The following is a 14,571-nucleotide window of genomic DNA, read 5'->3' as shown; positions in this document are numbered from 1 at the left end:
ACGCCTTTGTTTTTGTTCATCGCGTCACAGACTGTTTATTTTCTCTCATTATAAGTCTGTTCACGATACACACCCACTTTCTGACTTCAAACATCTCATTTCCGGTCAGAAGAGTATCTCAACCCAGGCTTTATTTCACCACAAAATCTGAAGCTAACGATCTGCTTCGCAAAATATTTTCCTTCTTTTACACGCCAGAAATCTGAACCGCTGCGTTTAGTCATTGCAACGAGGATTAAAAAAAACGTGCGATATCTCGCATTCAGGTGCTATTCTGCCCAGACACTGTTTAGTAAATTAAACAAGAGTTATGAATACAACACCTGAACTTCATTGTGATGTACTGATCATCGGCAGCGGCGCTGCGGGTCTCTCGCTGGCGTTGCGTCTGGCTGAGCACCAGAACGTAATTGTTCTGAGTAAAGGGCCGATGAGCGAAGGTTCCACATTTTATGCCCAGGGCGGGATCGCCGCCGTGTTTGATGAAACGGACAGCATTGCGTCACATGTTGAAGACACGTTGGTTGCCGGGGCGGGGATTGTGGATGAACATGCTGCGGAATTCGTCGCCAGCAATGCACGTCACTGCGTTCAGTGGCTTATTGACCAAGGCGTACTGTTTGATACTCAGGTTCAGCCAAACGGTGAAGAGAGCTATCACCTGACCCGGGAAGGCGGACATAGTCATCGCCGGATCCTGCACGCTGCGGATGCCACCGGGAAAGCGGTGGAAACGACGCTGGTCAGTAAAGCGCTCAGCCATCCTAATATTCGGGTGCTTGAACGCAGTAATGCCGTTGACCTGATTATTTCCGACAAGATTGGCCTGCCTGGCACACGCCGCGTGGTGGGGGCCTGGGTCTGGAATCGTAATAAAGAGAAGGTGGAAACCTGCCAGGCAAAAGCCGTGGTGCTGGCCACAGGTGGCGCCTCCAAAGTGTATCAGTACACCACCAACCCGGACATCGCCTCCGGTGATGGTATCGCCATGGCCTGGCGCGCCGGCTGTCGTGTCGCCAACCTTGAGTTCAACCAGTTTCACCCGACCGCCCTTTTCCATCCTCAGGCGCGCAACTTCCTGCTGACAGAAGCCCTGCGCGGTGAAGGCGCGTATCTGAAGCGCCCGGACGGCTCACGTTTTATGCCGGACTTTGACCCGAGAGGCGAGCTCGCGCCACGTGATATTGTCGCCCGCGCTATCGACCACGAGATGAAACGCCTTGGCGTAGATTGCATGTATCTGGATATCAGCCACAAACCGGCTGAGTTTATTCGTCAGCATTTCCCGATGATTTATGAAAAGCTGCTCAGCCTGGGGATTGATTTGACGCGTGAGCCGGTACCGATTGTGCCAGCCGCTCACTATACCTGCGGTGGCGTCATGGTTGACGATCATGGCCGTACGGATGTGGATGGTTTGTATGCCATTGGCGAGGTGAGCTATACCGGTCTGCATGGCGCGAACCGCATGGCGTCCAACTCATTGCTGGAGTGTCTGGTTTATGGCTGGTCTGCAGCGGTGGATATCACTAAACGCATGCCGTATGCCCGCCAGGCTGAGCACTTACCGGCCTGGGACGAGAGCCGCGTGGAAAACCCGGATGAGCTGGTTGTTATCCAGCATAACTGGCATGAGCTTCGGCTATTTATGTGGGACTACGTTGGCATTGTACGCACAACGAAACGTCTTGAGCGTGCTCTACGCCGTATCACAATGCTGCAGCAGGAAATTGATGAGTATTATGCCAACTTCCGCGTCTCCAACAATCTGCTGGAGCTGCGGAATCTGGTGCAGGTTGCCGAGTTGATCGTTCGCTGCGCGATGATGCGTAAAGAGAGCCGGGGCTTACACTATACTCTGGACTATCCTGATCCGTTGCCGGAATCCGGCCCGTCGATACTCTCCCCGCAGCGTCACATAAACAGATAAAACGCCTGGGTCAGGGCAGTGTAATCGTCGGAGTAACGCTGGTCTGGCCCACGGATAACCATCCTGTCGTTAAAGCATTCCCCCTCTTTTGGCGAGAGCGCCAGCAGTACCCTGTGCGGCAAACGCCCTTCCGTATCCGAGATATCGGTACGCAGTCGTAAGTTCCAGCCTATCTCGCGGGCAATATCAATAAAGGTATTGCCGGTACTTTCGGGAAGCACCACGCAGAAGAAGCCTTCCTCTGAGATCAACTCCGCCGCGCTGGTCAGCAGTGCTTTATGATCGAGCGAACCGGTATAGCGAGCCTGTTCTCGCTCAGGCGTACCACACTCCACACCGGGTGCGTAGTAGGGAGGATTACTGACGATCAAGTCGTAACGCGCCGTTTGCTCTGGTGCCCAGGCCAGCACGTCTGCGCATTCAACCTTTATCCGGCTTGCCCATGGGGATTCGCGGGCATTTTCACTCGCCTGCCCTGCGGCCTGCGCATCCAGTTCAACCGCATCAATCGTGACAGGCTCTTCCGTGCGCTGCGCCAGCATCAGTGCCAGCAGCCCACTGCCGGTACCAATATCCAGAATACGCTTTACCCCTGCGACAGGCGCCCACGCTCCCAGTAGAATACCGTCTGTACCGACTTTCATTGCACAGCGGTCGTGAGCGACAAAAAACTGTTTAAACGTAAAACCATCGCGGCGCAACTGCGCTTTGAGTTGAGACATGTCAGGGCAACCTTCTAAGTGAAACTGGAGTAGCATAGGGGAAAGCGAAGTGGCCGAAAAGCGATATCCATACAAACAGATGAAGATTACAGCCGTAACGTCTATAATCAGCGCCCCACACAGAGGTAGAACATGACTGTAACGACTTTTTCCGAACTTGAACTCGATGAAAGCCTGCTCAATGCACTTGAGAGCAAAGGCTTTACACGCCCGACCGCCATTCAGGCAGCGGCCATTCCGCCTGCGCTTGAGGGCCGCGATGTGCTCGGTTCTGCGCCAACCGGCACGGGGAAGACAGCAGCCTACTTGCTGCCTGTGTTGCAGCATCTGCTCGATTTTCCACGTAAAAAATCAGGCCCGCCGCGTATTTTGATCCTGACGCCTACCCGTGAACTGGCAATGCAGGTTGCCGATCACGCACGCGAGCTGGCAGCGAATACCCATCTGGATATCGCTACGATCACAGGCGGCGTTGCGTATATGAACCACGCCGAAGTGTTCAGCGAAAACCAGGACATCGTCGTTGCAACGACGGGCCGTTTGCTGCAGTACATTAAAGAAGAGAACTTTGACTGCCGCGCGGTAGAAACCCTGATTCTGGACGAAGCCGACCGTATGCTGGACATGGGCTTCGCGCAGGATATCGAACATATCGCCGGTGAAACGCGCTGGCGTAACCAGACAATGCTGTTCTCAGCCACCCTCGAAGGTGATGCGATCAAAGACTTCGCAGAGCGTCTGCTAGAAGATCCGGTAGAAGTGTCAGCAACGCCATCTACCCGTGAGCGCAAGAAGATCCACCAGTGGTATTACCGCGCAGATAATCTTGAGCACAAGGTTGAGTTGCTGAAACACCTGCTTAAGCAGGAAGACGCCACCCGCACCATCGTGTTTGTGCGTAAGCGTGAGCGTGTGCATGAGCTGGCTGAAATGCTGCGTAATGCCGGGATCAACAATTGCTATCTTGAAGGTGAGATGGCGCAGGTGAAACGTACCGAAGGCATTAAGCGTCTGACCGATGGCCGCGTTAACGTGCTGGTCGCAACAGACGTTGCCGCGCGCGGGATCGACATCCCGGACGTGAGCCATGTGATCAACTTCGATATGCCTCGCAGCGGAGATACCTATCTGCACCGCATTGGCCGTACCGGTCGTGCAGGCCGCAAGGGTATTGCCATTTCTCTGGTCGAAGCACATGACTACCTGCTGTTGCAGAAAATTGGCCGCTATGTCGACGAGCCGCTGAAAGCGCGCGTCATTGATGGACTACGTCCGACCACGCGAGCACCGAGTGAAAAAATGACGGGCAAACCGTCCAAGAAAGCGCTCGCGAAACGGGCGGAGAGAAAAGAGAAAGAAAAAGAGAAGCCGCGCGTGAAGCAGCGTCACCGCGATACCAAAAACATTGGTAAACGTCGCAAGCCAAGCGCTGGAGCGTCAGAAACGAAAACTGAAGAGTAAAAAAAAGCCGGGAAATGTCCCGGCTTTTTGTTCCACCCCCGTGGCTAAAAACCTTACAGGCTTTCAGTAAAGGTACGCGCGATAACGTCGCGCTGCTGTTCCGGGGTCAGAGAGTTGAAACGCACCGCATAGCCAGACACGCGGATAGTCAGCTGTGGGTATTTTTCTGGGTGCTTAACCGCATCTTCCAGCGTTTCACGACGCAGTACGTTTACGTTCAGGTGCTGACCACCTTCCACACGCACTTCTGGTTTCACTTCCATCGGGATTTCACGGTATTCAATTTCGCCCAGTTTGTTAACCGGTACAATTTCATCTTCCGCAAAACCTGCTTTTGCTACCACACAGCGAGCTTCGTTTTTCTCGCTGTCCAGCAGCCAGAAAGAGTTGAGCAGATCGTCATTTGCAGCTTTAGTAATCTGGATACCTGTAATCATGTGTTGCCTCCCTTAGGCTACATTAACGGGTGTCGGCCTCTTGCGGCCAATTGGTAAAACCATTGTTTCTTGTGTGTATATATATCATTCACACTAAGGCGATTTATTGATTTAAATCAACAAAAACCCTAACCATACAAAGAGTGTGGTCTGAATTTATTGTTTCAGATCAATTTCACAGCCTTACCAATTCAACTCAGCCTGCATATATTCAACCTAAATTGAGTGACTTACGTGTATTTTCAACCTGTAATTTTGCACCCGGGAATTTAACGGTTAAGCTAGTCCCAGATTGAGATTCGCAGGAGAGCGAGATGACGACACCTTTAACCTGGCATGACGTGCTGGCAGAAGAAAAGCAACAGCCTTATTTTATCAATACCCTCAGCACCGTTGCGGCTGAACGTCAGTCCGGACAGACGATTTACCCGCCCCAGAAAGATGTGTTCAACGCATTCCGCTACACCGAACTGAGTGATGTGAAAGTGGTCATTCTCGGTCAGGATCCCTATCACGGCCCAGGGCAGGCACATGGACTGGCATTTTCCGTCCGTCCTGGCGTAGCTATCCCCCCTTCTCTGCTCAATATGTATAAAGAGCTTGAGGGAACCGTGCCAGGGTTTACCCGACCAAACCACGGCTATCTGGAAAGCTGGGCGCATCAAGGCGTGCTGTTACTGAATACCGTCCTGACCGTCCGCGCAGGGCAAGCCCACTCTCATGCCAGCCTTGGATGGGAGACCTTCACCGATAAAGTGATCAGTCTGATCAATGAACATCGCGAAGGAGTGGTGTTTTTACTGTGGGGATCGCATGCGCAAAAGAAAGGGGCGATCATCGATCGTCAGCGTCATCACGTGCTGAAAGCGCCGCACCCGTCACCGCTGTCTGCACACCGCGGTTTCTTTGGCTGTAATCACTTTGTTCTGGCGAATGAGTGGCTGGAAAAACGTGGCGAAACGCCGATTGACTGGATGCCCGTGTTACCGGCAGAAAGCGAGTAGGATATGAATGTGCCGGGCTGGCCCGGCACATAAAAAGCTTATGCTTTGTTCTGACGCCACCATTCCGCCAGCAGCACGCCGGTCGCGACGGAAACGTTCAGACTTTCCACATTGCCTGTCCCGTCAATAGAGACGCTCAGATCCGCACTCGAGAGTGCCGCGTCTGACAGACCATCGCGTTCCTGACCTAACACCAGCACCATCTTACGCGGCAGCGTCGCTTTAAACAGCGGCGTACCGGCATGGCTGGAGGTCGTCACAATGGAATAGCCCGCTTTACGGAACTGTTCAATGGCATCAAGGACGCTGTCGCCGGTGATCGGCTGAACGTGTTCGGCACCGCCTTCCGCAGTACGGATCGCGGCACCGGATTCCAGCAGCGCAGCATCCTGCAGCAGTACCCCTTTAACGCCGAAGTGCGCGCAGCTGCGCATCATGGCACCCAGGTTATGCGGGTTGCCCACATCTTCCAGCGCCAGCACACAGTCATCGGCTTCCACCTGGCTGACCCACTGCTGAACGGTAGTACCGTTACGTTTTTTGATCAGGAAGCAGACACCGCCGTGGTGTTCAGTCCCGGACGCTTTCGTCAGCTCAGCATCATCAACCACATGGTAGGCTTTGCGGTTCGCGGCCATCCAGCGCAGCGCTTCTTTAAAGCGCGGGGTGACGCTTTGGATAAACCAGGCACGAACGATACACTCAGGACGGCTCTGGAACAGGGCCTGGCAGGCGTTCTCGCCATACACGCGTGTCTCTTCCGCACGCTGACGGCGCAGCACTTCCGGATCGATAAAGCTTTTACCGCTGATGCCGCCGTGATCGGCTTTTTCCGGCGTCTCATCGCCAGACGCGCGGGACACGGTACGCCATGGTGACGAACCTTCGCGCACAAAATCATCGCGTTTGCGATCGTCACGCTTGCGGTCATCACGTTTGCGGTCATCACCGCGGTTATTTCTGTCATCGCGGGCGGGGCGACGGCCACCGTCTGCACGAGAGGACGCCGGACGCCCGCCACCTTTTCCGGTACGCGGATTTTGGGTGCGTTTATCAGAGTCATCATCACTGCGGACATACATCACTTTGACCTTGCCGCTTTTATTTTTCATTTCGTCGTTCATGCTTTTCTCCACCAGCGCTGCGCGAAGCGCGCAGATTACCCGATGTGCAAGCGCATAGCCATAATTTCGTACAAAAGCCTGTGACTATTGTTCTCATTGAATAAAACGCATTGTCGTTTCAAACAGGCTCATTGATAATATGTAACATATTAGAAACATTATCGGCATACTGCCGCTGTCCCATGGTTCTATCAGAGGTTAGTTATGAATACCGTATGTGCCAACTGTCAGGCTCTTAACCGCATTCCGGACGATCGGATCGAGGATGGTGCGAAATGCGGGCGTTGTGGCCATGAGTTGTTTGATGGCGATGTGATTAACGCTACAGGTGCTACGCTGGACAAACTCCTCAAGGACGATCTCCCGGTGGTTGTCGATTTCTGGGCACCATGGTGTGGCCCGTGCCGTAACTTCGCGCCAATCTTCGAAGATGTCGCCGAAGAGCGCAGCGGGAAAATGCGTTTTGTGAAGGTGAATACGGAGGCCGAACGCGAGCTGAGCGCCCGTTTTCGTATTCGTAGCATTCCGACCATCATGATTTTCAAAAATGGTGAAGTCATCGACATGCTCAACGGCGCGGTACCCAAAGCGCCGTTCGAGAACTGGTTGAACGAGTCGCTGTAACATTCACGGGGCACATCTTGTGCCCCGTTCCCGCCTCTGCGAAAATGGGGTTTTTCCTGCCCTTTCGCCCATGACTGATAACGCTGTACTTCAATTACGCGCCGAACGCCTTGCCCGCGCGACTCGCCCTTTTCTCGCTCGTGGCAACCGCATCCGTCGCTGCCAGCGCTGCCTGCTGCCGTTAAAAGTGTGCCTGTGCGACACGCTGGTACCGGCCACGGCGGAGAGCCGTTTTTGCCTGGTCATGTTTGATACCGAACCGATGAAACCCAGCAATACGGGCCGTCTGATCGCCGATATTCTGCCTGATACGGCCGCGTTTCAGTGGTCGCGCACGGAGCCTCCTCAGGCCCTGCTCGACTTAGTGGCAAGCCCGGACTATCAGCCAATGGTCGTTTTCCCCGCCTCCTATGCAGGCGTCGACCGTCAGGTACTTTCAGCTCCGCCATCCGGAAAACCGCCGCTGTTTATTATGCTGGACGGCACCTGGACGGAAGCGCGGAAAATGTTCCGCAAAAGCCCTTACCTTGATGCGCTGCCGGTCATTTCTGTCGACCTCTCTCGCGTATCGGCCTACCGCTTACGTGAAGCCCATGCCGACGGACAATACTGCACCGCCGAAGTGGCGATTGCCCTGCTGGATCTGGCGGGTGATACCGAGGCGGCTGGGGCGTTGGGCAGCCATTTCTCCCGTTTTCGCGAACGCTATCTGGCGGGAAAAACCGTTCATAAGGGCAGTGTCACAGCAACCGGGACAGAAAACGTTTAAAATCATCAGGTCGCTTGCATTCACAGGAGGCCTGCATGAGCCAGCGAGGGTTAGAAGCGCTACTACGTCCTAAATCCATAGCCGTTATCGGCGCATCAATGAAACCGGATCGCGCAGGCTACCTGATGATGCGCAACCTGCTGGCCGGGGGATTTAACGGCCCCGTCATGCCCGTTACACCGACTTATAAGGCCGTTCAGGGGGTGCTTGCGTGGCCTGATGTGCAGAGCCTGCCTTTCGTACCCGATCTGGCCGTACTTTGTACGAATGCGAAACGTAACCCGGAATTGCTGGAATCGCTCGGCAAAAAAGGGTGTAAGACCTGCATTATCCTCTCCTCTCCTCCTGAACAGCAACCCGAGCTTCTGGCGTGCGCCAGCCGCTATCAGATGCGTATTCTTGGGCCGAACAGTCTGGGGCTGCTCGCTCCCTGGCAAGGACTGAATGCCAGCTTTTCTCCAGTGCCGATCCGTAAAGGCAAACTTGCGTTTATTTCGCAGTCGGCTGCGGTATCCAACACGATCCTCGACTGGGCGCAGCAGCGTGAGATGGGGTTCTCCTACTTTATCGCCCTGGGTGACAGCCTGGATATCGACGTGGATGAACTGCTGGATTTTCTGGCGCGCGACAGTAAAACCAGCGCGATCCTGCTGTATCTTGAACACCTCAGTGACGCCCGTCGTTTTGTATCGGCCTCGCGCAGCGCGTCACGTAATAAACCCATCCTGGTCATTAAGAGCGGACGAAGCCCTGCAGCACAGCGCCTGCTGCATTCCCACTCCGGGATGGATCCCGCCTGGGATGCCGCGATCCAGCGTGCAGGTCTGCTGCGGGTACAGGATACGCACGAGCTTTTTTCCGCCGTCGAGACGTTGAGTCATATGCGTCCGTTACGCGGGGAGAAGTTGATGATTGTCAGTAATGGCGCAGCCCCAGCGGCCCTGGCGCTGGACGAACTGTGGTTACGTAATGGCAAGCTGGCCACGCTCGGTGAAGCGACGCTTCAGCGCCTGAGAGAGACCCTGCCCGCAAGCGTAGCTCCCGGCAATCCCCTCGATTTACGCGATGATGCCAGTAGCGATCGCTATATCAAAGCCATCTCCATTTTGCTGGATAGTCAGGATTTTGACGCGCTGATGATTATCCACTCCCCCAGCGCGGTCGCTCCCGGCAGTGAAAGCGCGAGAGCGCTCATTGAGGCGGTGCGTAACCATCCACGTGGTAAATACGTCACTCTGCTCACCAACTGGTGCGGTGAGTTCTCTTCGCAGGAGGCCCGACGCCTGTTCAGCGAAGCCGGGCTGCCAACATACCGTACACCGGAAGGTACCATTACCGCCTTTATGCATATGGTGGAGTACCGCCGTAACCAGAAGCAGTTGCGGGAAACGCCAGCATTACCCGGTAATCTGACGGCGAATTCCGTCGACGTTCACCGGTTGTTGCAACAGGCTATCGATGAAGGTGCAACATCGCTTGATACTCATGAAGTGCAACCCATTCTTGGTAGTTATGGGATGCAGACCCTGCCGACCTGGATCGCCAGCGACAGCGCTGAAGCGGTGCATATTGCCGAACAGATTGGCTATCCGGTCGCGCTTAAGCTTCGCTCACCGGATATTCCACACAAATCCGATGTGCAGGGGGTGATGCTGTACCTTCGAACCGCAGCAGAAGTTCAGCAAGCGGCAGATGCTATTTTCGACCGCGTAAAAATGGCCTGGCCACAGGCAAGGATCCACGGACTGCTGGTGCAAAGCATGGCTAACCGCGCGGGCGCACATGAACTGCGGGTGGTTGTGGAACACGATCCTGTATTTGGCCCGCTCATCATGCTGGGCGAAGGTGGCGTTGAATGGCGCCCTGAAGAACAAGCCGTGGTGGCCTTACCTCCGTTGAACATGAACCTTGCTCGCTATCTGATTATTCAGGCCATCAAAAGCAAAAAAATCCGTGGCCGGAGCGCCCTGCGTCCGCTCGATATTGCGGGGTTAAGCCAGTTCCTGGTGCAGGTCTCTAACCTGATAGTCGATTGCGCGGAGATCCAGCGGCTGGACATTCATCCTCTGCTCGCCTCCGGCAATGAATTTACGGCGCTGGACGTCACGCTGGTTATCGCACCATTCGACGGCGACAGAGAGAGCCGTCTGGCGATCCGTCCTTATCCTCTGCAGCTGGAAGAGTGGGTGGAGATGAAGAACGGTGAGCGTTCGCTGTTTCGCCCCATTTTGCCGGAAGACGAACCGCAACTGCGGACGTTTATCTCTCAGGTCACGAAAGAGGATCTTTACTATCGCTACTTCAGCAAAATCAACGAATTTACCCATGATGATTTAGCCAATATGACCCAGATCGACTACGATCGAGAAATGGCCTTTGTCGCCGTTCGTCGTTCCGACAACGGTGATGAGATCCTTGGCGTGACGCGTGCTATTTCAGATCCGGATAACGTCGATGCGGAATTTGCTGTGCTGGTGCGCTCCGATCTTAAAGGCCTGGGCCTTGGGCGGCGGCTACTGGAAAAACTCATCAGTTATACGCGCGATCACGGATTGTTACGCCTGAATGGCATTACTATGCCAAACAATCGCGGTATGGTGACCCTGGCGCGAAAACTCGGTTTTGACGTTGATATTCAGCTGGACGAGGGTATTGTTGCCCTCTCCCTCAGTCTGAAATCGCCGGATAAACCCGAGTAAGCTACTGGAAATGTTACCCACTTTGGACGGGACTGGTGGTATCATTGTCCGCTTATGTTGTTTGCATGGTACAGACAACCCTTCAATGAACAGAGAAGAAACGCACTGTGATGTTGTCAAAATTTAAGCGTAGTAAACATCAACAACACCTTGCTCAACTACCGAAGATTTCTCAGTCAGTTGATGATGTAGAGTTCTTTTACGCTCCCGCTCATTTTCGGGAGACGCTTCTGGAAAAGATTGCCAGCGCCACGCGACGCATTTGCATTGTGGCACTCTATCTTGAACAAGATGAAGGTGGGCGCGCGATCCTGAATGCGCTCTACGAAGCCAAACGTCAGCGTCCTGAACTGGATGTTCGCGTGCTGGTTGACTGGCACCGCGCTCAGCGTGGCCGTATTGGCGCTGCCGCCTCAAATACAAACGCAGACTGGTATTGCCGCACAGCGCAGGAAAACCCTGGCGTTGATGTCCCCGTTTACGGGGTGCCGGTGAATACCCGTGAAGCGCTTGGCGTACTGCATTTCAAAGGATTCATCATTGATGACAGCGTCCTTTACAGTGGCGCGAGTCTGAATGATGTTTACCTCCATCAGCTCGATAAGTATCGCTACGACCGCTACCATCTGATCCGTAATTCGCAGATGGCCGATATCATGTTTAACTGGGTGGATAAGCATCTGGTACATGGCCGCGGTGTGAATCGCCTTGACGATCCCCATCGTCCGAAAAGCCCGGAAATCAAAAACGACGTTCGCGCGTTCCGCCAGGAGCTGCGCGATGCGGTGTATCATTTCCAGGGGGATGCAAACAACGAAGAGCTGTCCGTTACGCCTCTGGTGGGGTTAGGCAAATCCAGCCTGTTGAACAAAACGATTTTCCACCTGATGCCATGTGCGGAGCAGAAACTCACTATCTGTACGCCGTACTTTAACCTTCCCGCCGTGCTGGTGCGCAATATCATTCAGCTGCTGCGCGACGGTAAAAAAGTGGAAATTATTGTCGGTGATAAAACGGCTAATGACTTTTTCATTCCTGAAGATCAACCCTTCAAAATCATCGGCGCCCTGCCCTACCTTTATGAGATTAACCTGCGTCGTTTCCTCAGTCGTTTGCAGTACTACGTGAATACCGACCAACTGGTGGTGCGTCTCTGGAAAGATGAAGATAACAGCTATCATCTCAAAGGGATGTGGGTTGATGATGAATGGATGCTGCTGACCGGCAACAACCTGAACCCTCGTGCCTGGCGTCTTGATCTGGAAAACGCGATTCTGATCCACGATCCACAGCATGAACTGGCCGCGCAGCGTGAACGTGAGCTGGAACTTATTCGTACACATACGACGGTGGTTCGTCATTACCGCGAGCTACAGAGCATTGCCGATTATCCGGTGAAGGTCCGTAAGCTTATTCGCCGTTTACGTCGCATCCGTATCGACCGTCTTATCAGCCGTATTCTGTAATATCCAGGCCCTGCCACTCGCAGGGCTTTTTTTATGGAGCTGTTGATGCGCCTTCCTTTGTTACTCATGACCCTCTGTTTAACCGGCTGTAGCCATATGGCGAACGATAGTTGGTCCGGCCAGGATAAAGCGCAACACTTTCTCGCATCCGCGATGTTGTCCGCTGCCGGTAATGAGTATGCCCAGCACCAGGGATATAGCCGGGATCGTAGTGCAGCAATCGGCCTGATGTTCTCAGTCAGCCTTGGGGCATCTAAAGAGTTGTGGGATAGCCGCCCCTCAGGGAGCGGCTGGAGCTGGAAAGATTTTGCCTGGGATGTCGCCGGTGCTACGACCGGCTATGCCGTGTGGCAGATGGCGCATTATTAAAGACGAATACCTTTCCCTTTACGATGCAACATCAGGGATACGATAAAGGCCAGCGCCCCCATGATCGTCACATACCAGAAGAATGTCGTTTCGCTTCCCCATGATTTAAGAGACAGCGCAACGTACTCTGCTGATCCACCAAACAGGGCATTGGCGACCGCATAAGAAAGCCCTACCCCCAAAGCACGCACCTGTGCCGGGAACATCTCGGCCTTGAGTATCCCGCTGATCGAGGTATAAAAACTCACAATCACCATCGCCAGCATCACCAGGGCAAATGCGGCATACGGTGATGAGACGTGCTGAAGCGCGGTTAAAATGGGGACGGTACATAAGGCGGACATGCCACCAAAAATCAACATCGATGTGCGACGGCCGATCTTATCGGAGAGCGCACCAATTATCGGCTGGATCAGCATAAAGACGAACAGCGCGACGGTCATGATGACGCTGGCGACGTTGGCGTGCATTCCCGTGGTATTCACCAGATACTTTTGCATGTAGGTGGTAAAAGTATAAAAACTGAGTGAACCACCGGCAGTGAAACCCAGAACCATGAGGAAAGCTTTGCGGTTTCGCCACAGTCCTTTAAACGATCCCGCTTCCTTCAGCGCCCTGACCTCTTTTTGCGAGGTTTCGTCTAACTGACGGCGCAGCCAAAGCGCCACGATCGCCAGTGCAGCCCCCATCGCGAAAGGAATCCGCCATCCCCATTCATGAAGCTGGCTGTCTGTAAGGATCTGCTGCAGGATCACGACAACCAGAATGGCCAGCAGCTGACCACCAATGAGCGTGACGTACTGAAAAGAGGCATAAAAACCCTTCCGACCTTCAAGTGCAATTTCACTCATGTACGTGGCGCTGGTGCCGTACTCTCCCCCAACGGAGAGTCCCTGGAATAAACGAGCCAGCAATAAAAGGGCGGGAGCCCAGGTTCCGATAGCGTCATACCCCGGCAGACAGGCGATGATAAGGGAACCAAAACACATCATGCAGACCGAGATCAGCATGGAGGTTTTACGCCCGCGACGGTCTGCGATACGGCCAAATAACCAGCCACCAATCGGCCGCATTAAGAATCCTGCTGCAAATACACCTGCCGTTTGCAGTAGCTGCGTTGTGGTGTTTCCTGACGGGAAGAAAATATGTGCGAAGTAAAGTGAACAGAATGAGTAGACGTAAAAGTCGAACCATTCAACCAGGTTCCCGGATGAGGCACTAACGATTGCCCATACCCTTCTTCGGGTATCACTGGCAACCAGCGTCCCGTTCGATGTAATGCTTTCGGTCATTATGATTATACTCCTGCCATAAACAACGGCATGTTGAGTTCTGAAGGAACTCAATACCTTGTAAATTAAATGTTATTATTTTGTTATAAACAACATTGCGAGGGAGATCACAAATTTCGTTAGCAAGGTAAGTTCCAGGAGAAAGCCCAGGAGGGGAATAGTGCGGTCTGATGCCCTCACCCCGCCCCTCTTCCGCAGAAAGAGGGAGAAACAAAAGCAAAAAACCCCGCACCTTACGGTACGGGGTTCTTCTTAATTGATGCCTGGCAGTTCTCTACTCTCACATGGGGAGACCCCACACTACCATCGGCGCTACGGCGTTTCACTTCTGAGTTCGGCATGGGGTCAGGTGGGACCACCGCGCTAAAGCCGCCAGGCAAATTCTGTTTAATCTGTATCAGGCTGAAAATCGCGTCTCTTCGCCAAAACATCTTCGGCGTTGTAAGGTTAAGCCTCACGGTTCATTAGTATCGGTTAGCTCAACGCATCGCTGCGCTTACACACCCGACCTATCAACGTCGTCGTCTTCAACGTTCCTTCAGGACCCTTAAAGGGTCAGGGAGAACTCATCTCGGGGCAAGTTTCGTGCTTAGATGCTTTCAGCACTTATCTCTTCCGCATTTAGCTACCGGGCAGTGCCATTGGCATGACAACCCGAACACCAGTGATGCGTC

General features: G+C 53.7%; 12 protein-coding genes and 2 rRNA genes. 8 read left to right on the top strand and 6 right to left on the bottom strand.

The window, feature by feature from the left end; translation table 11 throughout:
* Positions 1-310 precede the first annotated feature (310 nt).
* Positions 311-1,930 carry an L-aspartate oxidase gene (gene nadB / locus ACTJJI_RS06755; protein WP_014832927.1) on the top strand — a complete coding sequence of 540 codons (1,620 nt, stop codon included), beginning with the start codon at positions 311-313 and terminating at the stop codon, positions 1,928-1,930.
* Here the strand turns inward: nadB and trmN are convergent.
* Positions 1,915-2,652 (bottom strand): tRNA(1)(Val) (adenine(37)-N(6))-methyltransferase TrmN, encoded by a 738-nt coding sequence (gene trmN, locus ACTJJI_RS06750; protein ID WP_047360372.1) that lies wholly within the window; start codon positions 2,650-2,652, stop codon positions 1,915-1,917. The two genes, nadB and trmN, sit on opposite strands and share 16 nt — an antisense overlap.
* A gap of 132 nt (positions 2,653-2,784) precedes the next feature.
* Here trmN and srmB point away from each other — a divergent pair, with 132 nt between their 5' ends.
* On the top strand, positions 2,785-4,113 hold the full coding sequence (gene srmB, locus ACTJJI_RS06745) for an ATP-dependent RNA helicase SrmB (RefSeq protein ID WP_368278344.1): 1,329 nt from the start codon (positions 2,785-2,787) through the stop codon (positions 4,111-4,113).
* Positions 4,114-4,166: 53 nt separating this feature from the next.
* On the opposite strand, the gene grcA is transcribed toward srmB, so the two are convergent.
* The gene (grcA, locus tag ACTJJI_RS06740; RefSeq protein WP_013098327.1) at positions 4,167-4,550 is read right to left on the bottom strand and encodes an autonomous glycyl radical cofactor GrcA; all 384 of its coding nucleotides are present in this window, start codon (positions 4,548-4,550) and stop codon (positions 4,167-4,169) included.
* A 314-nt stretch (positions 4,551-4,864) separates the two neighbouring features.
* Here grcA and ung point away from each other — a divergent pair, with 314 nt between their 5' ends.
* Positions 4,865-5,554 (top strand): uracil-DNA glycosylase, encoded by a 690-nt coding sequence (gene ung, locus ACTJJI_RS06735; RefSeq protein ID WP_046888187.1) that lies wholly within the window; start codon positions 4,865-4,867, stop codon positions 5,552-5,554.
* 38 nt (positions 5,555-5,592) lie between these two features.
* Here the strand turns inward: ung and ACTJJI_RS06730 are convergent, their stop codons facing one another.
* Complete coding sequence (locus ACTJJI_RS06730) at positions 5,593-6,678, bottom strand: tRNA/rRNA methyltransferase (protein WP_440653549.1); 1,086 nt, start codon at positions 6,676-6,678, stop codon at positions 5,593-5,595.
* A gap of 204 nt (positions 6,679-6,882) precedes the next feature.
* Between ACTJJI_RS06730 and trxC the strand changes: the two genes are divergently transcribed.
* The 5 genes from trxC (at position 6,883) to ACTJJI_RS06705 (ending at position 12,605) form a co-directional block, all read left to right on the top strand.
* Positions 6,883-7,302, top strand: a complete 420-nt coding sequence (gene trxC, locus ACTJJI_RS06725; protein WP_050860377.1) for a thioredoxin TrxC — start codon at positions 6,883-6,885, stop codon at positions 7,300-7,302.
* Positions 7,303-7,372: 70 nt separating this feature from the next.
* Positions 7,373-8,071, top strand: coding sequence for a tRNA-uridine aminocarboxypropyltransferase (gene tapT, locus ACTJJI_RS06720; RefSeq protein WP_014832932.1), 699 nt, complete (start codon positions 7,373-7,375; stop codon positions 8,069-8,071).
* 35 nt (positions 8,072-8,106) lie between these two features.
* Positions 8,107-10,770, top strand: a complete 2,664-nt coding sequence (locus ACTJJI_RS06715) for a bifunctional acetate--CoA ligase family protein/GNAT family N-acetyltransferase (RefSeq protein WP_440653548.1) — start codon at positions 8,107-8,109, stop codon at positions 10,768-10,770.
* Positions 10,771-10,880: 110 nt separating this feature from the next.
* Positions 10,881-12,236 carry a CDP-diacylglycerol--serine O-phosphatidyltransferase gene (pssA, locus tag ACTJJI_RS06710; protein ID WP_440653547.1) on the top strand — a complete coding sequence of 452 codons (1,356 nt, stop codon included), beginning with the start codon at positions 10,881-10,883 and terminating at the stop codon, positions 12,234-12,236.
* A gap of 45 nt (positions 12,237-12,281) precedes the next feature.
* Entirely contained in the window at positions 12,282-12,605 is a 324-nt protein-coding gene (locus ACTJJI_RS06705; protein WP_014832935.1) for a YfiM family lipoprotein, read from the top strand.
* Here the strand turns inward: ACTJJI_RS06705 and ACTJJI_RS06700 are convergent.
* The 3 genes from ACTJJI_RS06700 to ACTJJI_RS06690 form a co-directional block, all read right to left on the bottom strand.
* Positions 12,602-13,897: an MFS transporter gene (locus ACTJJI_RS06700; protein WP_046888184.1), complete on the bottom strand. Its 1,296-nt coding sequence runs from the start codon at positions 13,895-13,897 to the stop codon at positions 12,602-12,604. The genes ACTJJI_RS06705 and ACTJJI_RS06700 overlap by 4 nt on opposite strands.
* Before the next feature lie 261 nt (positions 13,898-14,158).
* Positions 14,159-14,274: ribosomal RNA gene (gene rrf / locus ACTJJI_RS06695) — 5S ribosomal RNA — on the bottom strand.
* 66 nt (positions 14,275-14,340) lie between these two features.
* Positions 14,341-14,571, bottom strand: a 23S ribosomal RNA gene (locus tag ACTJJI_RS06690); the annotation flags it as partial.

It is taken from the genome of Enterobacter sp. 22466 (genome assembly GCF_052044775.1).
In the GTDB taxonomy this organism is placed as follows: Bacteria; Pseudomonadota; Gammaproteobacteria; order Enterobacterales; family Enterobacteriaceae; genus Enterobacter; species Enterobacter dissolvens.
The sequence above is the reverse complement of the archived record's forward strand: the minus strand, read 5'-3'. Positions and strand labels throughout refer to the sequence as shown.